At 46.4% G+C, this 23,274-nt stretch carries 24 protein-coding genes; 9 read left to right on the top strand and 15 right to left on the bottom strand.

Annotated elements, in window-relative coordinates; translation table 11 throughout:
* The first annotated feature begins 11 nt into the window (after positions 1-11).
* From nfuA to cysQ, 3 genes are all read left to right on the top strand, one after another.
* Positions 12-596, top strand: a complete 585-nt coding sequence (nfuA, locus tag AB4558_RS03695) for a Fe-S biogenesis protein NfuA (RefSeq protein ID WP_004741449.1) — start codon at positions 12-14, stop codon at positions 594-596.
* A 289-nt stretch (positions 597-885) separates the two neighbouring features.
* On the top strand, positions 886-1,437 hold the full coding sequence (gene nudE / locus AB4558_RS03690; protein WP_017062476.1) for an ADP compounds hydrolase NudE: 552 nt from the start codon (positions 886-888) through the stop codon (positions 1,435-1,437).
* Positions 1,438-1,473: 36 nt separating this feature from the next.
* On the top strand, positions 1,474-2,301 hold the full coding sequence (gene cysQ / locus AB4558_RS03685; protein ID WP_017062477.1) for a 3'(2'),5'-bisphosphate nucleotidase CysQ: 828 nt from the start codon (positions 1,474-1,476) through the stop codon (positions 2,299-2,301).
* A gap of 119 nt (positions 2,302-2,420) precedes the next feature.
* Here cysQ and AB4558_RS03680 read toward each other — a convergent pair whose 3' ends face one another.
* The 12 genes from AB4558_RS03680 to gspC form a co-directional block, all read right to left on the bottom strand.
* Positions 2,421-3,200 carry a type II secretion system protein N gene (locus AB4558_RS03680; RefSeq protein WP_017070118.1) on the bottom strand — a complete coding sequence of 260 codons (780 nt, stop codon included), beginning with the start codon at positions 3,198-3,200 and terminating at the stop codon, positions 2,421-2,423.
* Position 3,201: 1 nt separating this feature from the next.
* Positions 3,202-3,690 (bottom strand): type II secretion system protein M, encoded by a 489-nt coding sequence (locus tag AB4558_RS03675; RefSeq protein WP_136977377.1) that lies wholly within the window; start codon positions 3,688-3,690, stop codon positions 3,202-3,204.
* 20 nt (positions 3,691-3,710) lie between these two features.
* The gene (gspL, locus tag AB4558_RS03670; protein ID WP_372158036.1) at positions 3,711-4,940 is read right to left on the bottom strand and encodes a type II secretion system protein GspL; all 1,230 of its coding nucleotides are present in this window, start codon (positions 4,938-4,940) and stop codon (positions 3,711-3,713) included.
* Positions 4,909-5,958 carry a type II secretion system minor pseudopilin GspK gene (gene gspK, locus AB4558_RS03665; RefSeq protein ID WP_017062481.1) on the bottom strand — a complete coding sequence of 350 codons (1,050 nt, stop codon included), beginning with the start codon at positions 5,956-5,958 and terminating at the stop codon, positions 4,909-4,911. The genes gspL and gspK overlap by 32 nt, the downstream gene beginning before the upstream one ends.
* Positions 5,942-6,709, bottom strand: a complete 768-nt coding sequence (gene gspJ / locus AB4558_RS03660) for a type II secretion system minor pseudopilin GspJ (protein ID WP_017062482.1) — start codon at positions 6,707-6,709, stop codon at positions 5,942-5,944. Before gspJ ends, gspK begins: the two co-directional genes overlap by 17 nt.
* The gene (gspI, locus tag AB4558_RS03655) at positions 6,696-7,091 is read right to left on the bottom strand and encodes a type II secretion system minor pseudopilin GspI (protein ID WP_017062483.1); all 396 of its coding nucleotides are present in this window, start codon (positions 7,089-7,091) and stop codon (positions 6,696-6,698) included. The genes gspJ and gspI overlap by 14 nt, the downstream gene beginning before the upstream one ends.
* The gene (gene gspH / locus AB4558_RS03650; RefSeq protein ID WP_372112718.1) at positions 7,078-7,671 is read right to left on the bottom strand and encodes a type II secretion system minor pseudopilin GspH; all 594 of its coding nucleotides are present in this window, start codon (positions 7,669-7,671) and stop codon (positions 7,078-7,080) included. Before gspH ends, gspI begins: the two co-directional genes overlap by 14 nt.
* 79 nt (positions 7,672-7,750) lie before the next feature.
* Positions 7,751-8,194, bottom strand: a complete 444-nt coding sequence (gene gspG, locus AB4558_RS03645; RefSeq protein WP_017062485.1) for a type II secretion system major pseudopilin GspG — start codon at positions 8,192-8,194, stop codon at positions 7,751-7,753.
* A gap of 88 nt (positions 8,195-8,282) precedes the next feature.
* Positions 8,283-9,503: a type II secretion system inner membrane protein GspF gene (gene gspF, locus AB4558_RS03640; protein WP_017070783.1), complete on the bottom strand. Its 1,221-nt coding sequence runs from the start codon at positions 9,501-9,503 to the stop codon at positions 8,283-8,285.
* Position 9,504: 1 nt separating this feature from the next.
* On the bottom strand, positions 9,505-11,007 hold the full coding sequence (gspE, locus tag AB4558_RS03635; RefSeq protein ID WP_102320992.1) for a type II secretion system ATPase GspE: 1,503 nt from the start codon (positions 11,005-11,007) through the stop codon (positions 9,505-9,507).
* Positions 11,007-13,031: a type II secretion system secretin GspD gene (gspD, locus tag AB4558_RS03630; RefSeq protein ID WP_017063069.1), complete on the bottom strand. Its 2,025-nt coding sequence runs from the start codon at positions 13,029-13,031 to the stop codon at positions 11,007-11,009. Before gspD ends, gspE begins: the two co-directional genes overlap by 1 nt.
* 41 nt (positions 13,032-13,072) lie before the next feature.
* On the bottom strand, positions 13,073-13,954 hold the full coding sequence (gene gspC / locus AB4558_RS03625; protein ID WP_017062489.1) for a type II secretion system protein GspC: 882 nt from the start codon (positions 13,952-13,954) through the stop codon (positions 13,073-13,075).
* Positions 13,955-14,285: 331 nt separating this feature from the next.
* Here gspC and hslR point away from each other — a divergent pair, with 331 nt between their 5' ends.
* The 4 genes from hslR (at position 14,286) to AB4558_RS03605 (ending at position 19,672) form a co-directional block, all read left to right on the top strand.
* Positions 14,286-14,672, top strand: coding sequence for a ribosome-associated heat shock protein Hsp15 (hslR, locus tag AB4558_RS03620; RefSeq protein WP_017062490.1), 387 nt, complete (start codon positions 14,286-14,288; stop codon positions 14,670-14,672).
* 18 nt (positions 14,673-14,690) lie between these two features.
* Positions 14,691-15,584, top strand: coding sequence for an Hsp33 family molecular chaperone HslO (gene hslO / locus AB4558_RS03615; RefSeq protein ID WP_372158030.1), 894 nt, complete (start codon positions 14,691-14,693; stop codon positions 15,582-15,584).
* A gap of 337 nt (positions 15,585-15,921) precedes the next feature.
* Complete coding sequence (pckA, locus tag AB4558_RS03610; RefSeq protein ID WP_136977385.1) at positions 15,922-17,547, top strand: phosphoenolpyruvate carboxykinase (ATP); 1,626 nt, start codon at positions 15,922-15,924, stop codon at positions 17,545-17,547.
* Positions 17,548-17,701: 154 nt separating this feature from the next.
* Positions 17,702-19,672: an AsmA family protein gene (locus AB4558_RS03605; RefSeq protein ID WP_136979220.1), complete on the top strand. Its 1,971-nt coding sequence runs from the start codon at positions 17,702-17,704 to the stop codon at positions 19,670-19,672.
* Between the two features lie 28 nt (positions 19,673-19,700).
* Here the strand turns inward: AB4558_RS03605 and AB4558_RS03600 are convergent, their stop codons facing one another.
* The 3 genes from AB4558_RS03600 to AB4558_RS03590 are packed head-to-tail and all read right to left on the bottom strand — an operon-like array spanning position 19,701 to position 22,000.
* On the bottom strand, positions 19,701-20,636 hold the full coding sequence (locus AB4558_RS03600) for a bifunctional GNAT family N-acetyltransferase/hotdog fold thioesterase (RefSeq protein ID WP_010433534.1): 936 nt from the start codon (positions 20,634-20,636) through the stop codon (positions 19,701-19,703).
* 16 nt (positions 20,637-20,652) lie between these two features.
* Complete coding sequence (gene dtd / locus AB4558_RS03595; protein ID WP_010433531.1) at positions 20,653-21,087, bottom strand: D-aminoacyl-tRNA deacylase; 435 nt, start codon at positions 21,085-21,087, stop codon at positions 20,653-20,655.
* Positions 21,059-22,000, bottom strand: coding sequence for a virulence factor BrkB family protein (locus AB4558_RS03590; RefSeq protein ID WP_136981799.1), 942 nt, complete (start codon positions 21,998-22,000; stop codon positions 21,059-21,061). The genes dtd and AB4558_RS03590 overlap by 29 nt, the downstream gene beginning before the upstream one ends.
* 42 nt (positions 22,001-22,042) lie before the next feature.
* On the opposite strand from AB4558_RS03590, the gene AB4558_RS03585 reads away from it, so the two are divergent.
* Positions 22,043-22,684: a DUF2959 domain-containing protein gene (locus AB4558_RS03585; protein WP_029235101.1), complete on the top strand. Its 642-nt coding sequence runs from the start codon at positions 22,043-22,045 to the stop codon at positions 22,682-22,684.
* A 31-nt stretch (positions 22,685-22,715) separates the two neighbouring features.
* Positions 22,716-23,246, top strand: a complete 531-nt coding sequence (locus tag AB4558_RS03580) for an AAA family ATPase (RefSeq protein WP_065585028.1) — start codon at positions 22,716-22,718, stop codon at positions 23,244-23,246.
* Positions 23,247-23,274: the final 28 nt, after the last annotated feature.

Here is a 23,274-nt window from a genome sequence, read left to right as displayed (position 1 = left end):
AGGTATTCGTCGTGTCAAATATTACTATTACAGAAACAGCTCAAACTCACTTTGCCAATCTGCTGTCACAGCAGCCTGAAGGTACAAACATTCGTGTGTTCGTGGTAAACCCAGGCACACAAAACGCTGAGTGTGGTGTTTCTTACTGCCCAACAGATGCTATCGAAGCGTCTGACACAGAGCTTAAATTCGAAGCTTTCTCTGCATACGTAGATGAGCTAAGCCTACCGTTCCTAGATGAAGCTGAAATTGACTTCGTTACTGACAAAATGGGCTCTCAGCTAACGCTTAAAGCACCAAACGCTAAGATGCGTAAAGTCGCAGACGATGCACCACTTCTAGAACGTGTTGAATACGCAATTCAAACACAAGTTAACCCACAACTTGCTGGTCACGGCGGTCACGTTAGCTTGGTAGAAATCACTGAAGACGGCGCAGCTATTGTAGCATTCGGTGGTGGTTGTAACGGTTGTTCTATGGTTGATGTAACGCTAAAAGAAGGCATCGAGAAAGAACTTCTTCAACAGTTTGAAGGTGAACTGACTGCTGTTCGTGATGCAACTGAGCACGATCGTGGTGAGCACTCTTACTACTAATCACTGATTTAGTGTTAGTTGTTATTTGAAAGGTTGATGCGCAAGCATCAACCTTTTTTGTTATGTGGATAAGCAAGTTAGGACTATCGCGTTCTCTCTATACTCTTTTGCTATACAACCATATTTTCACCTCGTTACCATCTTGAGTAAGGTATTCAAGTGATCGTAATCGATTCCTGCTTCAATAATTTTCGGATATGAAAACTCGGATCTAGGAACTCAAGGTCATTTCCCCTATATTAGAATGACTTTATAAGAAAGAATTCCAATGAGCTAAGGAGCGAGCGCAATGACGAAAAGGACCAAGCCAGAGATTTTGGCTAAACAAACTGTCGCTCAATCAAGACTATTCTCTATCGAGTCTCTCGACTTACGCTTTTCAAACGGCGAAGAGCGCACTTACGAACGCATGAAGCCCAGCGGCCGCAACGCAGTGATGATGGTACCTATTACTGAGCAAGGCGATATTCTATTAGTACGTGAATATGCAGCGGGAACTGAACGCTACGAACTTGGCTTTCCAAAAGGGCTGATTGATCCAGGTGAGCAGCCAAACGAAGCCGCCGTTCGCGAACTCAAAGAAGAGATAGGCTTCGGTGCCAACAAGCTTACTCCGCTGAAGGAAGTGATCCTTGCACCCTCTTACTTCTCTAGCAAAATGACGCTGTTTATTGCAGAAGACCTCTACCCAGAAAAGCTAGAAGGTGATGAGCCAGAGCCTCTCGATATTGTGCGCTGGCCACTTGCTCAAGCCGAAGAACTGTTAACACATCTCGATTTCTGTGAGGCTCGGAGTATTACAGCCCTGCTTTTAAGCCTTCGTGTATTAAACAATAACTAGAACATTCAGGCTCGCTCTAAGAGTAAGAGAACATTTATGCCAATAACAAAAGATTTGTCTCACCTCCTACCCTCTGTCATTGAGATTGCTCGCTCTGCTGGTCAACTCATCTTAGAGATCTACGAGAAAAAGGATTACGAAGAGTTCATTAAGAGTGATGACACTCCAGTAACCAGTGCCGATCTTGCAGCACATAAGCTGATATTAAAAAAACTCAGTGAATTGACGCCTGATATTCCCGTATTATCCGAAGAAGACGCCGACATCAGCCTAGAGCAACGCTCTCAATGGGATCGCTACTGGTTAGTTGACCCACTGGACGGCACCCAGGAGTTCATCGCACGAAGTGGTGATTTCGCGACAATTATCGCCCTAATCGAGCATAACAAGCCAGTGATGGGCGTGGTATACGCACCCGTTTCAGGTGTGAGCTATTACGCTTACAGTGGCAAAGGCGCTTGGAAGATCCCAGACCTTAATGACAGCGTGAAAATCAAAACGCATCGTCACGAGCTGCCAAACCAGTCAATCGCCATGGCGATCAGCCGTCGCCAGGACATCAATCGCATCACTAGCCGTATGAGCTCAGCATGGAATTATGATTTGGTTCCTCTAGGCTCAGCAGCGCTTAAGGCCTGTTTAGTCGCAGAAGGCGCTGTGGATTGTTATCTGCGCCTTGGACCAACCGGAGAGTGGGATACCGCCGCAACGCAGTGCATTGTTGAAGAAGCTGGCGGACGTATCTTAAGTACTCAACTAGAACCGCTTTCGTACAATGAAAGAGAAACGCTAGAAAACCCGAACTTCATTGTACTCGGTGATGCAGATTTACCGTGGGTAGAAATTTTGCAAGGCAAAGACTAGGCGAGTTTGCTCCCTTTAACTGTCAGATATCCTCTAGATTCTCAGAACAAACAAAACGGGCACCTCAGTGAGGTGCCCGTTTTTTATATCTCGTAATTTAGTGACCCTTAGCCGTTTAGCTAAAAACGACCTTGATAAGTAAACTGGTACTTACCTTGGCTATCAGGATTACCCAACCATTTAAGCTGATTTTGCATCGTTGGCGGGAATTCAACACCCGGTTTAAACCACGCTGCAGATGTGTAGCGCTGGTTAGATGTTAGACTCGCTGAGAACTCACTGTCTACTTGAGTGCTCTTCTGAACGCCTTTGGCTGCAATTGTACTGTCTTCACAGGTTATGTCCGCAATCACAGGACCAAGGTCTAATGAACCAACAGGTGAATCGACTGCAGCACCAGACCAAGCCACAGTACCTTCACCAGACTGACACCAAGGTTGAGCATGAACCGCATGCTTGATCGTCAGCTCAACCTTTCCACCAATTGAAACCGGGACTGGAATGGCTGGAGCATATTTCATCACGTTAGCAGCGGGCATTGATGCGACTAAGTTTTCCGCATACGCACCACTCATGCTGTACCCAACACGCCCTTTTCCTGACAAGTTCATGTCGCTATTACGACCAAAACGAACCGCTAATTCAGCTTTGGCTTGGAAGAGTTTAGAGAACTGAAAGTCCCACTGTACTGAACCGTAATTAACACGCTGCCAGGCGATATTATTGGCGCTGCCCTGCCAAACCGTTCCTTCAACACCTTCAATATTCAAGCCACGCACAGCCGGTGCATGTTTGAGTACAAAAGAGGCCGGTAGATGCAGCAACAGACTAACCGAGAAAAAGACAATAAAGATGCCGCCAAAAAGTAAACCTAACTTCAAAGATAAACCGCGTTTCACATTAACCTCGTTTAAACTGTAGTCGGTTGACCTCAATAACCCCTGGGTTATCGGAGCGATCAATGTCCATAAACTCAACCTCCACACCCTGTTTTTCTTTCAGGTATGTTAGCCAGTCAACGAACTTATTAAAAGGCACAGGTTTTACCCACACTTGCAACATTTCGCCACGTGGTTGCACGCGTATTAGCTCGATATTAAAGCGACGCATAGAAGCTGGCACAGATTGGTTTAAAGGTTGGCTAGCAACAATCCCACCACTTCCTCGCAGCTCCACCACTTCGTTGGCTTTATTGGTTACCCAAGTCAGCAGTTGCTTCTCACTTTGAATACGGGTCTGCGCAAGTTCAGCTCGCTGACTGAGTGGCTGGATTAGCCCCCAATAAACGACACCGACCACCAATAGAATTGAGCAACCAATCACTAGTCGTTGCTCTCTTTGACTTATTGAAGTCCACCACGCTTGGAGTGGCTCAATCATATTTCTCATCACTGATCTCCTTACGCAGGTTATTGATGGGGTTTAAGAGTAAAGCTGCCAAATACGGCATCACCATTACGATTCAATGGCCCTTGCTCAACGGTAAACTTCTCTTCAAGTTTCACTCGCGCAGTCTCGAAATATTGGAAGTCAGTACTTTTCGCTTCCAATCTCACCTCTGAGCGGTTGCCGTCGTAGCGAATACTATTCACTTCGATGGCTTTCACTTGTCCTAAAGTTTCTGGCAGTAACGCTAGCCATCCAAGTAAGGAATCACCATCACCCGAGCCACCATACTTCTTAGCTTCGTCGTTCATCTGGCGCTTAAGGTAGCTGACCGTCGGAATACGTTGCTTGCCCGGAAGTACGCTTCTAAAAATACGTTCACTCTCCGTTCGGTACGCTTCGGCTTGTGCTTCGTACTGCTGAACCTTTAAGACTTGCTGAGTGACGATCACCGCCACCAGCAAACAAGCTGCGATCGCTACTTTTTGCCATACACGCCAGTACTTACTGAATGAAGATTTGGTTTTAAAGGTGCCAGCCAGTAAGTTTACGCCACTTGTAATGGCTTGTTGGCTCAGTAAAGACATCACCAGTTCCGCAGGTTTAGCTTGCCACTCAATGCCACTTTGCAGTTGAACGTCATCACTTGGCAGTGCGGTGTAGCTAAAAATCGTTGGTGATTGCTCTTCGTCATCTAAGGCAACCCAATCGCTTTGTAAGAACATCGCTAGCCACGCCTCATTGATCGACACTGCTTGATAGTTGCTTTGACGCAATAACCAATGTTGGTCGATCTGCAGCGCACTGATGCCCTGATCTTCTAAAGGCAACGCTAAGGTATCAGGCAATACTTTACGAAAGATAATGTTCGCTTCGCGGAAAGTATCCAGCGCCTGCTTAAGCCAATCACGTTCCACACCACACACTGTCGCGTGCGTTGCGTCTTTCTCTAAAATAGTCAGGTGTAAGTCTTCGATATCTTGTGCGACTTCGTCTTCTAATAAAAACGGCAGCATAGAATCGAACTGGCGAGCAGCACCTTTCGGGATCTCAACACGCTTAATTAAGCATTCATTTCCCGGCAATAAAGCGATACAGCTACGCTTTTCAGCGTAAGGCGTTAACTCATCCAGCTGCTCCCAGCTAGACAGTTCGCCACTTGCTATCACTTCTTGTTGGCTTGTCGACCAAACTAACCACTGCACAGGGCTTTGTGGTTCGCTACTCAGTCGAACGGTCAGAAACTCGCTCACTGATTCCTCCAAAACGACGGCGTACTACCGTCACTGTTTCTCGATTACTACTATAGAAAAGCGTCCGTATACGTACACGTGACTGCTCAACTAATACCTCTGCATCTAGCTCAAAATAGGCGCTATCTACAGTTAAATATGCTTTCGCTTTTTTGCTGACTTCGGCACTCACACCCACAATAGCAGGCTCAGCCATAAACGCATCCACCGTATCCCAACCATCGAATGGGCGTTTGTCTATCAGCTGTTTGGCATCCGATTCACTTAAGCCGGGGGCAAACATCGCTTCCAATAACGGCGCCTGCTTTTCCGTAAGAGTATTCACATTCAAACGGAAATCGTCGCTCGGCAGAGCACAAACAAAGGGGCGAACCTTATTCATCACCTCACCAGTGACTTGATAAACCGAGCGTAGCTCGGACTCATCGGCCATTAAGCCATTCGCTGCCAAATAAGATGGCTTCATCGCCTCATAAGTACTGTCTTCTACACCAGCTGAAGAGGTGGTTCGGGTATCACTATCAACAAATTCCCAGCTTGAATGTGCAATAACCTCGGCCTGATAAGGCTCAACATCTTGGTTTTCCAACAAGGTTTGCCAAACCGTAATTAAATAAGGTGTTTGGTTACTTGAAGTCGTCGCCACACCAGCCAACGCATTGAGATTAAAACATGCCTGAGCATCAACAATACGGCCTTTAACTTGACCATAATCCAACGGGTATACCTGTTCTTCTAACGCCCATGGTTGACTCAAGTTGACGGTATCACTGTCTTTGTAGCTTTGCCTAATGCCGTCTTGCACCAGCGCTTCGACACCAATGCTGTACCAGTAAGCCTGTTGGTAATTCAGTTGATTGCCCACGCGCTTAAATTGAGTAAACAGGCGTTCCGACATACTGCCTGCGATGGTTGCCATTATCGCCAGTAGCATCAGGATAATGATCAGCGCAACACCTCGCTGCTTGCGCCCCATGGCAGACCTTGTCAGTGCAAACTTATTAGTTCGATGAGTCATTATTCCCCTCATTACTACTTGAAGAGTCACTGTTTGAAGAATCATCGGCCTGATCTAGCGTGCCACCAGGGGTGAGATAAATACGCTCTATCTCACCATAATCTTTCAAGGTTAGCTTTAACCTTACCGCTTTCGGTAGCGATTTGTCGGCTTGCCACTCTTTCCCCCAGCGGCTTCCGTCATAAAACTCGAATTCCAAGCTTTCAACATCATCAAGCAAAGGCGTAATCACACCTTCTTGTCCTGCAGGAGTATCGGGGTAGCGCCACCACACACGCTCAAGCGTTTCTTCTTTAATGCGGTAACCCACTTTGGTGACTTCTCCGCGAGGAAACTGCTGCTGTGGGTTATGCCAGCCAAGGCGAGTAAACATGATGCCAACGCTGTCGGAATCCAGTAAATACTCTTTAATTAAGATCAGCTTAGATGATGCTTCTTCACCGTTGGTACGAAATTGTCGTACCGCCATCTGGCGAAAATCATTATCTAAAATGACTAAGCTACGTTGCAGTTGATTTAAACGAGCACTGCGCTCGATTGAAAGCTCGTTGCTGCGCTGAACCTGATTTACTACCTGATAAGCCGCCATGCTTAACGTGGCAAAGATAGCGATCGAGACCAAAACCTCAATTAAGGTAAAGCCTCTCCCTTTCGAAGATAGACCTTGTGTACGAGACACACGCTTATTGGCGGACATGCTCTTACTTAGCGACTTGCTCTGAGCTAACGACACGCTTTTACTTGACCACATAGCTGCGCACCGTGACCACTGGAGAAGCTTGTTTGCTGGTTGCCACACTCACATCAAACGCCTTTAATAAATCATCGCTAGTATCGATTGGCGTGACCTTCCAAAACCACTCTCTCTCGGCCAACTCTTGTGTGCCCTGCGCTTTTTTTAGCTTCTCAGGATGCAACATCACCAAAGCCATTTGATTATCAACGACCATAGCCGCGAAGGTTTTTTCTTCTAGATAACTGAGGGTATTGATGTGCTGAGTAACAGCACGAATCACGCTGATCGCCGCGGTCGCAAAGATAGCGAGCGCAACTAATACCTCAAGCAGCGTCATTCCTCGAGAACCAAGGGGCATACCACGAAAACGATAAGGAGAACGGTTATTCCTCTTCATCTTCTTCTCCCGGTTCTAGCAGTCGAATCACACCATTGTCCAATACTCGAATACGCCAACCATCTTGTATGGTGTCTCCGGTATTTGGATAAAACGACAATACAAATGGCGTCATTTCAGCACTCGACAAGATGTAGATCTGTGGTGGTTTCGGCTTCTTTTCCTCTTCAAGATCAGCAAACATATCTTCATCAAACAAGCTTCCTGGATTGAACAACCGATCATCGTCCTCCCATGCGCCACCACCTAAGGTCAGTGACAAGGCGAGTTCTTCCGGTAGTTCAGTTAAAGAGGGGATTTTTTCAAAATCGACTTCTTGCCAGCCTTCAGACTTAAGCGCCATCAGTACATAGGTCGATTTCTTTTCATCAATACGAACGCCAAAATCTAAGCCGCTCAAAATCGCCTCTTCATTGAGTAATTGAACTCGCTGATAAAAGCTTTGAGCGTATTTTTTTGCAACATCTTTGCTATTGGTAGGAATGGTCGCGATCACCGCGACCGCCGTTACTGACAGTAATACCAACACCAAGAGAATTTCAATCAAGGTGAAACCTGGCTGTGTTTGCTGAGTTTTCACCTTGTAGACTCCATCTGTTTACGTCCTACCATCAATAACGTTTCAAACGACAATAACGAATCAAACAATAAGCTGAAGCTTATTGGAAATCCTGCATGTTCCAGTTGCCGATATCCGCCGCAATACCTTCACCACCTTCTTGGCCATCAGCACCAAGAGTGAAAATATCAATAGTGCCGTTATCACCAGGGCTTAGGTATTGGTACTCGTTACCCCATGGGTCGTTTGGCAGACGCTTGATGTAGCCACCGTCGCGGTAGTTACGAGGCTCTGGGCTGCTTGGCTTAGAAACCAATGCATCAAGACCTTGATCCGTTGTTGGGTAAACGCTGTTATCCAGTTTGTACATATCTAGCGCGTTCTCTAGCGCCACAATATCAGTGATGGCTTTTTGTTGGTCAGCCTTCTCTTTGTTACCCAATAGGTTAGGTACAACAAAGCTCGCCAATACGCCAAGGATAACCACAACAACCATCACTTCTAATAGGGTAAAGCCTGATTGTTTCTTCATTCTGTTTTTCATTATTTTCTCCAAATTACAGACAGCGAGTTGAAGGTAATAATGTCCTTCTTCTCGTTAATCCAAAAACTAACGTCTTATGAGCAGTTGATTAACCACTCATCAAATTATTCATTTCAAGCATCGGCATCAGAGTCGCCATCACAATGAACAGCACTAAGCCTGCCATCAAAGCGATAAGTGCTGGCGTAAAGATACCTAACGCGATATTCACGGTCGATTCAAAGCTTTGATCCTGGTTATCCGCCGCTCTTGTCAGCATCTGTTCCAGCTGGCCACTCTGCTCACCACTGGCAATCATATGCAGCATCATCGGTGGGAAGAGTTTGGTTTGATCGAGCGCTTTACGCAGGCTTGCCCCTTCTCTAACACTGTCTGATGCCTGCAGTACTTGTTGCTTCACATGGTGATTCGACATCACATCCACCGCAACCTTCATCCCTTCAAGAATAGGAATCGCACTCGAGGTACAAATAGAGAGTGTTCGAGCAAAACGAGAGGTATTGATCCCTTTCGCGATCTTGCCGATCAGTGGAACGCTTAATAGCTTGCGATCCCAACTCATGCGAACACCCGGCTTTTTCAGAGCGGTCTTAATCAACACAATCACACCGATGATCAACAACAGTAATTGGATGCCCCAATTCTGGATAAATTCACTCGATGCCAATAAAAATTGTGTCGATTGAGGAAGTTCTTGGCCCATTTGGATAATCGGTTCAACGATCTTAGGTACCACGGTTGCCAGCAGGAACGAAACAATCGTCACCGCAAACACCACCAGCACCACAGGGTAGATCATCGCTTGCAGCAACTTAGAGCGCATCTTCTGACGGTTTTCTGCGTAATCAGCCAGTCGCTCCAATACCGCATCTAAGTGACCCGATTTCTCACCAGCCGCGACCATGGCTCTAAACAGTTCATCAAAGATATGTGGGTAATCAGCCAAGCTATCGGCTAGCGAATAACCTTCCGTTACCTTCGAACGAACCGCCAGTAACATGGTTCGAATACGTGGCTTTTCAGATTGCTCCGCCACGGCTTTCAAGCACTCTTCTAGCGGCATGCCTGATTGCACCAAGGTGGAAATTTGGCGAGTAATCAAAGCAAGGTCTGGCGTGCTGATACCACGCTTAAAGCTGGTCGAAGGCTGTGCACCTTTCGTCGTTTTAGCTTTAGCTTCGGTCATCTCAACCGGCATCAAGCCTTGTTCTTTTAAGCGCTGGCGAGCCTGACGAGCGTTATCCGCTTCAATCGAGCCCTTTTTGCTCTTACCCTTGGCATCCAGCGCTTTGTATTCAAATGCCGCCATACTAGACTTCCTTGGTCACACGCATCACTTCTTCTAAGGACGTTACCCCTTTCAGAACTTTGCTCAAGCCATCATCTCGAATACTTGGTGTTGTGCCACGAATTGCTTTCTCAATCGCCTGTTCGCCAGCCTCACTGTGAATCAGCTCTTGTACTGAGTCATCAATCATCAGCAGCTCATGAATACCAGTACGACCTCGATAACCCTTATGGCCACACTCTTCACAACCTTTGGCATGGTAAAGCGTCAGGCTTTCTTTCTTCTTCAACCCAAACAGTTTCTTCTGCTCTTTATCGGCTTCATAAGGTTCTTTACATTCGTTACATAAAGTACGAACCAGGCGCTGAGCCAAAACACCCAGCAGCGAAGAAGAGATCAAGAAGGGTTCGATGCCCATATCACGCAGACGCGTAATTGCACCGATTGCCGTATTGGTGTGAAGGGTCGACATCACTAAGTGACCGGTCAAAGAGGCTTGAACAGCGATCTCTGCGGTCTCTAAGTCACGTATCTCACCAATCATTACCACATCGGGATCTTGACGAAGAATCGCACGTAAACCACGCGCAAAGGTCATATCAACCTTAGGGTTCACTTGTGTTTGACCAATGCCATCGATATCGAATTCGATCGGGTCTTCAACGGTTAAAATGTTTCGTTCATTGCTGTTGAGTTCTTGCAGGCCTGCGTACAGGGTCGTCGATTTACCTGAACCTGTCGGGCCGGTCACCAAGATAATGCCGTGTGGGCGCTGAATCAGCTTACGGAAGTTTTCATGGTTTTCTGCTGTCATACCTAAACTGTGCAAGTCTAGACGAGTGGCGTTTTTGTCCAACAGACGCATTACCACACGCTCACCGTGCGAAGAAGGCATGGTTGAAACACGAACATCAACCGCTCGGCCACCAATACGCAAAGAAATACGACCATCTTGTGGCACGCGTTTTTCCGCAATATCCAATTTAGCCATAACCTTTACACGTGACACGAGCAGCGGAGCCAGTTTACGGCTCGGCGCCAACACATCACGCAGCACACCATCAATACGGAAACGGATCGACAGTGATTTCTCAAAGGTTTCGATATGAATATCCGAAGCACCCTCTTTGATCGCCTCACCCAGCATCGCATTGATTAACTTGATGATTGGTGCATCATCCTCTGATTCAAGTAAGTCTTCGTCTTGAGGCAGTTCTTCCGCTAGTGAGAAGAAGTCATCACTATCTGCACCAATGTCTTCCATGAGCTGACGAGCTTCTGACGAGTCACGCTGATAAGCATCGGTCAGTTTTTTATCAAACTCATCGAGAGTAATCGCTTGTGGCGTGAAACCATTTTTCACAACACGACTCACTTCAATGATCGCCGCCGATTTCAGTGGCTCAACATAATAAAGTATCGGTGCGCGCTCTGGATGTTGATACTCCAACACCATCTTATAGCGATTCGCAAAGCTAAACGGCAAGCGCTGATAAGTACGTGCCGCCCCTACCAATTCAGCCATTATTCTGTTTCCATCTGATCAATGAAGGCTTGAAGTTCAGCCGGGTAATTCATGCTTTCGCCAAATTTAGGCAGTACTGGAATATTATCGTCATCCATCAGCTTCAGGCCCTGCTCTGACTTATACAACTGCTCAGCACGAATAAAGTTGTATTTACGCTGAGTAATACCATCGGCCGTCATACCATCACGAATAATGGTCGGCTTGATGAATACCATTAGGTTCTTTTTCTCAACCTGAGTACTGGTTGATTTGAACAGGTGTCCTAGAACAGGGATATCGCCCAAGAACGGCACCTTAGATTCACTTTCCAGCGCTCGCTCGTCAATCAAGCCACCCAGCACCAGCATTTGACCGTCTTGAACAATCACTGACGTATTTAGCTGACGCTTAGCAAAACGAACATCTACTGCCCCGTTTGCGCCTAATACGTTCGATACTTCTTGTTCTATTTGCAGCTGAACTGAGTCACCTTCATTGATTTGTGGCACGACTTTTAGCTTGATACCCACTTCTTTACGTTCAACCGTTTGGAATGGGTTATCGTTACTTGAGCCTGCGGTCGAGCCAGTTAAAACAGGCACCTCTTCGCCCACAATGAACGACGCTTCGCCGTTATCCATCACGGTGATACTTGGAGAAGATAGGATATTTGAATTTGAATCGGTCGCTACTGCACTGATCAAGGCAGTCCAGTCACCCATCACTACGCTCATTGCCGCGCCATTAACGCCAGAAAGAGCAGAAGCTAACGTTGAGTAGTCACCGGATTCTGTGGTCGTTTCATTACGCAAAAAGGCGCCATTATCATCATAGACTGCGGTGGTCGTTTCAGTGTCTTTCGCTTCTTCTAAACCAACCATTACGCCACCGATTGACGCACCTGTGTTGCCATACTGAATCACAGCACCAGTATCAAGGTTACCCCATTGCACACCAAGGTTAATGCCATCACCCTCTGCCATCTCGACAATTAGGGCTTCAATCAATACTTGAGCACGACGAATATCCAACTGTGCGATCACATCTTGAAGCGCATTCATGATGTCCGGTTGTGCGGTAATCACCAACGAGTTGGTATCACTGTGAGCGGAGATCATCACTTGGTTACGTTGCGATGAGCTGCCTTTGGTTGAAGATTGCTTTTCTGATTGCAAGTTGTCCGACACGCCTTTCAGCACATCGACTAAATCTTCTGCTTTGGCGTATTTAAGGTAAATTACTTGGTTGTTGCCCTTGGTTGCCATTTCCACATCAAGCTGTTCAATCAACCTTCTTAAACGGCTACGTACCTTAGGGTCACCTGAGATAAGAATCGCATTGGTACGCTCATCGGCAACCAATTTAGGCTGTAGAAATGCAGGCGTATTCTTCGCATCAGTGGTTTTGCTTAACGCATCAACGATACGTACCATTTCTGCCGCAGAAGCATTCTTTAGCTCAACGACTTCAATCTCTTTATCACCCGCTTGGTCAACACGCTTGATGATTTCTGCTAAACGGTTCACTACCGCCGCACGACCGGTAATCAAGATGATATTGGCTGGGTCGTAGTGCACAACGTTACCCGCGCCAGCATTGTCGTTTAGTTGACGAAGCAGAGGAGAAAGTTCACGCACCGAGACATTACGAACCGTCACAACACGTGTCACCACGTTGTCGCCTTTGATCGTATCACTGTCTCCAACGACTGGAATTGCCGATGTTTTCGAATCCTTGGCCTTGATGATCTTAAGAACACCCGAGTCCATTTCGACAACCGCGTAGCCATACACTTCCAATACGTTTAGGAAGAAGCTGTAATATTGCTCTTCATTGAGTACGTCGTAGCTGCGTACATCGATTTTTCCGCGTACCGAAGGGTCAACGATGATCGTCTTCTCTAGGTTACGACCAACAATATTAATAAACTCTTGAATATCAGTGCCTTTAAAGCTGGCACTAAAATCACTCGCGATGGCTGCGGGTGTGCAGATTAAGCTTCCTGCCAATAACCATGCACTTTTCTTAAACCAATGCTTCACGTACTTCTCCTACACTTTCGTCCTTCGTTAGACGCAAAGTTTTAAAATTCAATAAACACTTCATGTTGTTGACCATCTCTCTCGACCACCAGATTTAGCTCTGTTAGTTCTGAGATGGAACGGAATATGTTGCCCATAGCAGCAGGGTCTGTCAGGTCTTGTCCATTTAACTGAGTGGCAATATCTCCGTTTTGGAGCCCAACAGAGTTAAAAAGTTCTGAATCTTTGCCAGGGCTCACACGATAACCGATCACTTTATCGTCACGCTTCACCTGAGACAGTCGAACATATTGGAAGATTTGTTGCGGATCTTTCATTATCTTCGCTTTAATTTCATCAAGCTTCTCTTCTGCTGAAGCCGGATTATTACCACGAACCGAAGAAGAGCTACGAGGTGGCGCAGGCGCTGATACAGCCAAACGCTTGTACTCAATACCTTCAAGCATCAAGGTTTCGTCTCGTCCTGAGTTATCAATGATAACGCGGTCGATTAATACCGCTTTTAACTTGGCTCGAGTGCCTTCAATCTCTTCATTAATTCCGTAGGTCGCTTGCGTGCCGCGATTGGCGATCACCGCTAAGCTCAGTTTTGGATTCGAGCTCGCGACTGCACCCACTAAAACGAGGTTTAATCGCGTCTTAGGCGCATCTTGGATAACTTGCTGTTCAACCACAGCGGGCGTGCTTGGGTTGTAAGCACCAAACATGTTGCTCTGCTGCAAAGAAGAGATATCAAGGGTCGATTGAGGTGCTGAAGACGATGAAGCCGTTGCTGTCCAAGGCGCGATAGTTTGCTCAGCAGGTTCGATAAACCATGCAAGCTGCCCTAAGATCCATGCGGAAGCTGCAATCAATACACAACAGGTCGCTAAGCTTAGTTTCTGCTGAAGTACAAATCCATTCTCTAATAAGCGGCTCAACATAGGAGAATTCCCTACGCGATTTTTGAGCTCTAAAAAGTTCACTTTCCTAGTCCCTTTTCATGACGACAAACGCTGCAAATCATTAAACTTTCAGCTTTTTTATTCATTCGTTCGATACCAAGCTTATTTAAGCAATAAGATCCTGAACTATATCATAGCAAATCGATAAATCGGCATAACATGGCTATTTTGTATTATGACTTGAAAAAAATGCCAACCGCCTCCACTTTAAGCTTCTACTTAATGTGATAAGCATCATCAAAAACATGTTGCGCACTGTTCGTTACAGTTAAACCGCATTCATTTCTCACTTAATAAGGCACAGCCCTATATGAAAACTGCTAATGAAGCTGTCAGACTCGATAAATGGTTGTGGGCAGCTCGTTTTTACAAAACCCGGTCTATTGCTCGCAACATGGTCGATGGTGGCAAAGTCCACTATAATGGTCAGCGCAGCAAGCCAAGTAAAATTGTCGAACTTGGGGCTGTGATTACACTGCGCCAAGGTAATGAAGAAAAGACGGTAACGATCGAGAAAATCTCAGCCCATCGTGGTGGAGCCCCGATCGCTCAAACCCTCTATGAAGAAACCACCGAAAGCTTGGCAAAAAGAGAAGAGTTTGCACAACAGCGCAAGCTAAATGCTCATAGCCCAGCACCAGAACGTCGCCCAGATAAAAAGCAACGTCGTGACATCATCAAGTTCAAGACTCAATAAGCTAGAAGGAATAGCCAAATGGCAGACCCAATGTCTACAAGTAATGTTTTAAATCGCTACCTATTTGAAGACCTATCAGTACGTGGTGAATTGGTACAAATCGATGAAGCGTACCAACAGATTATTTCTAGCAAGGAATACCCAGCGCCAGTTCAAAAGCTACTGGGTGAGCTATTGGTTTCAACGACGCTATTAACAGCGACCCTAAAGTTTGAAGGCTCTATTACCATGCAATTGCAAGGTGACGGCCCAGTATCTCTAGCAGTTATCAATGGCGATCACGATCAGAAGATCCGTGGTGTTGCTCGCTTTGAAGGCGATATCGCAGACGACGCAGGTCTACACGCCCTAATGGGTAAAGGTCATCTAGTGATCACTATCGATCCTAAGAAAGGTGAGCGTTACCAAGGTATCGTTGGTCTTGAAGGTGACACGCTTGCACAAGTGCTTGAAGGCTACTTCGCTAACTCTGAACAGCTTAAGACTCGTCTATGGCTGCGCACTGGCGAGCATGAAGGCAAAGCACACGCTGCAGGTATGTTGCTACAAGTAATGCCTGACGGCACCGGTACTCCAGACGACTTCGAGCACCTAGAGCAACTAACAGACACCGTGAAAAACGAAGAGCTATTCACTCTAGAAGCGAACGAACTGCTTTACCGTTTGTACAACCAAGAGAAAGTACAGCTATTCACACCACAACCGGTTGAGTTCTTCTGTGGCTGTTCACGCGATCGAAGTGCAGCAGCAATCATTACTGTTGCTCAAGAAGAGATCTACGACATCCTAAGCACCGAAGGAAGCGTTGGTCTACACTGCGATTACTGTGGCACAAACTACTCGTTCGACAAGAATGATGTTGATGCACTGTACGCAGAAGCAGCAGATAAAGGCAGCAATACGGTTCATTAATTTACGGCGTACCAAAAACACGTAATTTACCCCAAAAAGGTCAGCCCTCAGCTGGCCTTTTTTGTGATCAAAATAGCGCAAACTCCGTAACATCTCGTAATAAAATCACCGCTTAATTTTAATCAATTAATAATGTTCTCGCCCCTAGCGCAAAGGTTTGCGTACAGGATAGACTAGTTGGGCCAATATGTGACGAGGCGCTTAAAACCCCAAGGTTAATATGGATATTTTTTGAGCTGTATCCCTGTTTCCCCCGAGCCTCGTTGCTAGCATGGTGAGCAGATAACAATAAAAAATTATTACAAAATCCCTACAAAATATCCTACAAGGAGCACCTATGACCGTTATGGAACATACTAAGGCTGCACAAATTGATCTAACTAAGCACGGACTGACTGGCGTTACCGAAGTTCTTCGTAATCCTAGCTACGAGCAGTTATTCGTTGAAGAAACACTGCCGGGTCTAGAAGGCTACGAAAAAGGCGTAGTAACGGAACTAGGCTCCGTTGCGGTTGATACTGGTATCTTTACTGGCCGCTCACCAAAAGATAAGTACATTGTTAAAGATGACACAACACGCGATACCATGTGGTGGTCAGATCAAGGCAAAAATGACAACAAACCGATTACCACTGAAGTATGGGACGAGCTGAAAGAGCTTGTAACAACTCAGCTATCTGGCAAGCGTCTGTTTGTCATCGACGGTTATTGTGGTGCTAACCCAGATACGCGTTTAAGTGTGCGTATTATCACTGAAGTAGCGTGGCAAGCGCACTTCGTTAAGAACATGTTCATTCGTCCAACCGACGAAGAACTAGCAACGTTCGAACCTGATTTCGTGGTAATGAACGGTGCTAAAACAACCAACCCTAACTGGGAGAAACAAGGTCTAAACTCTGAGAACTTTGTCGCTTTCAACCTGACTGAACGTGTTCAGATCATTGGCGGTACCTGGTACGGCGGTGAGATGAAAAAAGGTATGTTCGCAATGATGAACTACCTACTACCTCTACAAGGTATTGCTTCAATGCACTGTAGTGCAAACGTTGGCGAGAAAGGCGATGTAGCCATCTTCTTCGGTCTATCTGGTACAGGTAAAACTACGCTTTCAACCGATCCTAAGCGTGAGCTAATCGGTGATGATGAGCACGGTTGGGATGACGATGGTATCTTCAACTTTGAAGGTGGTTGTTACGCGAAGACAATTCGTCTATCTAAAGAAGCTGAACCTGAAATCTACAACGCAATCCGTCGTGATGCACTACTAGAGAACGTAACGGTTCGTGGCGATGGTTCTATCGATTTTGATGACGGTTCAAAAACTGAGAACACTCGTGTTTCTTACCCGATTCACCACATCGATAACATCGTTAAACCAGTATCAAAAGCCGGTCACGCTCAAAAGGTTATCTTCCTGACTGCTGATGCATTCGGTGTACTGCCACCCGTTTCTAAACTGACTCCAGAGCAAACGAAGTACCACTTCCTATCTGGCTTCACTGCGAAACTAGCAGGTACTGAGCGTGGTATTACTGAGCCAACGCCAACGTTCTCTGCTGCATTTGGTGCGGCATTCTTAACTCTCCACCCAACTCAGTACGCTGAAGTGCTTGTGAAGCGTATGGAAGCAGCTGGCGCTGAAGCTTACCTAGTGAACACAGGTTGGAACGGTACTGGTAAACGTATCTCTATCCAAGATACGCGAGGCATCATCGACGCTATCCTAGATGGCTCAATCGACAACGCTGAAACTAAGGTTATCCCTATGTTTAACCTAGAAGTGCCACTAGCGCTGCACGATGTTGACCCAGCGATCCTTGACCCACGCGATACGTACACTGACCCTCTACAATGGGAAAGCAAAGCGAAAGATCTAGCCGAGCGCTTCATCAACAACTTTGATAAGTACACAGACAACGCTGAAGGTAAGTCACTGGTTGCAGCTGGTCCTCAACTGGACTAATCCAACCATCTGCTCGGGCTTAGCCAAAAGCAAACGCCCAATTTAAAATGATATTTTTGTAGCAAGCCCCTCTTTTGAGGGGCTTTTTTGTTGATGCTTGACCCTTTTTGTTCCACTCTGTTTTAAGACTATTGAAATTTAAGGCTTTCAGGGAATGAAAAAGGTATTCATGGTGTTCGGCATTGTGTTGGCTATCGCCGTTGCAACTATCGCAGCGCTGCTATTAAGCCTGCAGACCCAATACCGTGCGGATGTTGCCAACTTTTTTATCAAACATACGATTGAACAACCTGTATTCATTGAAGATGTTGAGTATCAGGCGCCTTATCACATCACCTTAATGGGCATTACCCAAAGCCAACCAGAAAAGCAAACACCTCTGTATATCGACAAGATCGATCTTTGGTTCAGCCCCAGCTCGATGACAGAGGCCAAACTGGTCTTTGAATCTGTTTTGATCAGCGGCCTACAATTAGAGGCAGACGATCTAAAAACACTGACTTCTTTATTTACCCAACCAAACATCAAGCTCCACCAGCTGGCCATCAACAATCTCGACTTTTCGACGCCAGAGTTTAATGCGCGAGGCATCGACCTACAGATCTCCGCCCCAACGTGGAACAACGATAACTCGCTGCTACCTTATGGAAAAACCCAACTCTCTGCCTCACAACTGTATTGGCAAGGTGAGGCATTCGATAATCTGTTGATTGATCTAGACCTCAAGCCGAGTGACAGCACCCTTTATGGTGCTTCGTTTGACTGGCGTGGCGCCAAGATTTCTGGGCAAGCTGAACAATATCAACAAGATTGGTCGTTGGTGAATGTGACCGTCGATGGCTTACGACTCAATCAGAAACAGACCCAAAACCTACTAAGCAAAGAGTGGGATGTTGCAGGCATTAAGATTAATCACATCAATAGCTTAGATATTCTGCGTAGCGACGTAGAGTGGCAAGATGGCCACCTCGCTGCCTTTGATGCCTCATTAGAAAATATCCAACTGCCTTTTGAAATCTGGAAACAACAGAAAGCCATTTTTTCTCTACAGGCAGAAGGAGTGACCATTGATGATGACATGTTCATCGAGCCAAGCCTCAAGCTCAACCTAGAAGCAAACCGGATTCTGATTGAGGATTTCTATACTCAATTCCTGCAGGGCACTGTTCAGCTCAATGGCGAAGTCGCCCCTAGCAGCATTCAATTGGCGCAGCTCGACCTGCAAGGCATCAAGTGGATTACCGAAAACCAAGATAGCCCTCTACCGGCCGCTCGCCTATTGCCTTGGCTCACACAGCTCCAGAACGTCGAGATTAACCGACTTAATATAGAACGCAGCCAACTTATCCAACTAGCACAAACGCCTTACTGGCAGGTCTCTGGATTACATGTCGAGGGGCATCAAGTTCAACTGCTGCAAGATAGAAAACTGGGCTTGTGGCAAGGGAAGCTGATGGCGAGCGCCAATGATGCCAGCTACCAAAATATTCTCAGCGCACAGCCTGTGGTTGAGATGAATAGCGAACAAGGAAAATGGACGCTGACTCGTCTGTTTGCACCACTCAGGAATGGCTACATTGAAGCCAATGCAACGCTCGATTTTAACCAAATCAGCAAGCCATGGAGCTTAGATATTTCTGCCGATGGGTTACCCATTGCGCCTATGCTGCAGCGACTTGAATTACCACTCGATGCAACCGGCTATGGCGAGTTTGAACTTCAAGCCGCAGGTTTATATGGCGACTCACTGATGCTCGGTTACTCAACCACAGGGCAACTCACTGGCAGCGTTCGCCAGGGTGTGATGACCTTTAATGACAAGCTTTCTGAAACATCGACTGATAACGTGTTTGAAATTCCAGAGCTTAATGCGCATTTTGACCGTGGGCGCTTCACTCTCGAACCGATGCACATTATTGGTACGTCAGCAGCAGAGCAAGGCGAACAAAGGGTTCAAACGCTCAATGGCGAGGCTTCTGGAGAACTCGACTTGCTTAAAGCCGAGCAACACACCCTCTCGGTTACCCTATCGGACCCATGTCATCAAATCTCAGGAAAGCTCGACCAAGCGAAATATTCGGAGATTAATAACTGCCAACAAAAAAGCGCCACTCCACAGGAGTAGGCGCCTTGTATCTGTTAGTCAGTGTCAGCTATACGCTTACGTTAGTGTCTGTTGATAATCGCTTTTTGTAGTCAGGGATCAGCATATAAGTGCCCGTGAATTCAACCGCTTCAACATCGCCACTATGAATAGTCACGTGGATAATGATACGAGCCTTTCGACCTGAAGCGAGACGATCTAAATCACCACTGATTCCATCCAATGAAGTAGCAGCAACTGGGTTTTGCTCAACCGGGTGACGATAACGAATATTACTGTCAGCCAGAACGATATCACCAGTAAGTCCACGCTCTTTCATCAACAACCAAGTCATTCCCCAGCCTGTTAATGTCGCTAAGGTGAAAGCTGAGCCTGCAAACATGGTGTTGTGAGGATTAAGGTTTGGGTTCAACTGAGCACTACATTCAAACTGATAACCCGTGTATTGGTTAATTTTGATACCCATCTTGTCACTGATCGGAATTTGATTTTCCCAGCGCTGTTGTAGCTCATTACACCATTCAGGCTTACGCAGTACATCAGCCATCGGATCAAGGTGCTTCACCATCTGCTGATGACGAACTGGACCACGCTGGTCATTAATTTCACCACGACGCTCAAATTCGTTTTTCTCATAGAATGAGATCGCATCTTCACGTGCATTACACACCAAGCGCTTAGCACCCTCTTGGCGAGCCAGTGACTCTAACGCCACTAAAATCAATGAGCCCATGCCTTTACTTCGACGAGAGTTCTTTACCGCCATATAACGGATCTGACCTTCGAGGTCTGGAGTGATGTAAAGGCGGCCAATCGCCATCGGACGGCCACGACCATCGACAATCATGCGATGGTGACTCATGGCATCATATTCATCACGCTCGGAACCTACCGGCATTCGCCAAGGTTCACGCAGCATCTGCCAACGAAAATGGTAATACTTGTTCAGTTGATTTTCGGTGGTCGGTGTTATCAGTTTAAACATGCTTATCCTTTTAAGTTTAAACCTGCAGCCAGAATGTTACTGGGCCATCATTAACCAATGACACTTTCATGTCGGCTGCAAATCGGCCACGTTCCGTTGGCAATACTGATTCACATTGGTTAGAGAAATAATCGTAAAGACGCTCCGCATCTTCAGGGTTTGCTCCACGAGAAAAGCCCGCTCGAGTTCCCTTTTTTGTATCGGCTGGCAGTGTGAATTGAGAAACCACCAACACTTTACCTTCAACCTGTTTTACGTTGAGGTTCATTTTTCCGTCTTCATCTTCAAAGACACGATAAGTTGTTACTCGTTCCATCAAACGTTTGGCTTTGGCTTCGTCATCACCTTTTTCTACGCCTAATAGAACCAATAAGCCTTGTTCAATCTCACCAACTACTTCGCCATCAACTCGAACGGCAGCTTCACTTACTCTCTGGATCAGTGCTATCACTGTTGTTTCCTTGCTCTGTGATTTTGTCTTTATCCGACGAGTGTACCATTTCTTGAGAGTCACTCCACTGTTCCTGCTCGCCCAACGCGGCCGTCACCTCAGCACCCACCAACACAATCAACCAGCACAAATACACCCAGACAAAAAGAATGGGAATCGCCGCTAATGCGCCATAAATCAACTGGTAAGAGGGGAATTGAGTAATGTAAGCCGCGAAGCCTTTCTTACTGAGTTCGAACAACAGAGCCGCAACCAGAGAGCCCGCTGCCGCATGAGAAAAGTGTATCTTTTTGTTGGGAACCAGCAGATACAGACCGAAAAACGCAAAGAATGAGGTAATCAAAGGGAGCTTGCGAATCACGGTATTAAAGGCACTCGACACGACTTCGTTTTGTAACAAGTTCAATGATGTCACATACGACGTTGCAGCAATGCTCGCCCCAATCAAGATCGGCCCAAGTGTTAGCACCATCCAGTACATTGAGAACGACAATACCGCACGTCGCTTCTCATTAACACGCCAGATGTAGTTTAGGTTCTTATCGATATTCGAGATCAACATCAGTGCCGCAATGAACAAGAACACACTACCGACCGCCGTCATCTTACCCGTGTTGGCAACAAACTCGAGTAGAGCACCATGCACCGCATCTCCAGATGCTGGAACAAAGTTGGTAATAACGAAGTTTTGAATCACTAGGCCAACATCAGCAAAGACTGAAAATGACGATAAGATAGAGAGCAAAACCGTCAACATAGGTACGATCGAGAGCAAAGTAATGTACGCCAAGTAGCCCGCATTCACGTTGACTCTATCGTGCGTCATTCGCGCCAAAAGATAGCGAGAAAACTGAATACTGAGTGTGGCGACCTTTTTTATCTTCAACTTGTAACTCCCTTGTAACTCGTTCATAGTCCTAATTAATATTCCGTTACTTAACTATAGGAAACTAGGATGCCTTATTTAATAGTTATAGTCCTCTCTATTTTTACTCTTACTGGATGCCAATCAGCTTATTACTCCGCAATGGAGCAAGTGGGCTATCACAAGCGTGACATTATGGTTGATAGAGTGGAAGACGCTAAAGAGTCACAGCAGGATGCTCAGGAAGAGTTTACCAGCGCACTTGAAGCACTCAGCAGCCTGACTAACTTCAGTGGCGGCGACCTTGAAGACATGTACAACCAAATCAATGATAAATACCAAGACAGCGAGAAAGCCGCGCAAAATGTCAGTGACCGCATTGCTGCGATTGAAGATGTGTCGGATGCGCTGTTTGAAGAGTGGCAGAGTGAGTTAGATCTCTACACCAGTGATTCACTGCGCCGTTCGAGCGAGCAAAAGCTTCGTGAAACTAAATTGTCTTACCAAACGATGCTGTCAGCAATGAAGCGCGCCGAGAAGAAAATGGACCCTGTGCTCAATACCCTTCGCGACAACACGCTTTACTTGAAGCACAACCTCAATGCGAGCGCTGTCGGCTCGCTGCAAGGTGAGTTTATGAGCTTAGAAAAAGACATCGCCTATGCAATAGAGCAGATGAATGCGGCAATAGCAGAGTCGGATAAATTCCTAGCTCAACTCAATCAGAAGTAGTGCCATTAGAAGCGAATTAAGATAAACCCGTATGAACCCAATCATTGTTACTGGCGGCCCAGGGGCTGGTAAAACCACACTAATTAATGCCTTGGGTGACATGGGTTACCCGATATTCGCTGAGTCCTCTCGCCAGTTAATCGAACAGCAGAGTCAACTTGAGAACGGTATCTTACCTTGGTTAGACCTTCCAGGCTTTGCTCGCCTATGTTTAACCGTCATGAGCGAACACAAAGACCAAGCCAGTCAGCATCCTGTTGCCTTTCTCGATCGCGCCATTCCAGATATCTGTGGCTACTTGGCTCAGGCGAAACTAGAGATAAACACAACCTACCGAGAAGCGAGCCAAGGTTATCACCCCCAAGTGTTGTTCTGTCGCCCTGAGGCTTCAATTTATGTACAAGATGATGTGAGACCTTATCCGTTTGAGGAGGCGTTAGAGATTCACCACGCGTTAGAAAGAGTCTACCAAGAACTTGGTTATGAGGTGGTTGAAGTGCCGTTTATGCCAGTCGAAGAACGGCTTCAATTCGTTGAGCGTTACTTAGGTATCAAAAGCTAGATCCCCAACTCGGTCGTTCCTCCCTCTT

Source organism: Vibrio sp. 10N.222.51.C5 (genome assembly GCF_041474575.1).
Classification (GTDB): domain Bacteria; phylum Pseudomonadota; class Gammaproteobacteria; order Enterobacterales; family Vibrionaceae; genus Vibrio; species Vibrio crassostreae_C.
This window is presented reverse-complemented; position numbering and strand designations above follow the sequence as displayed.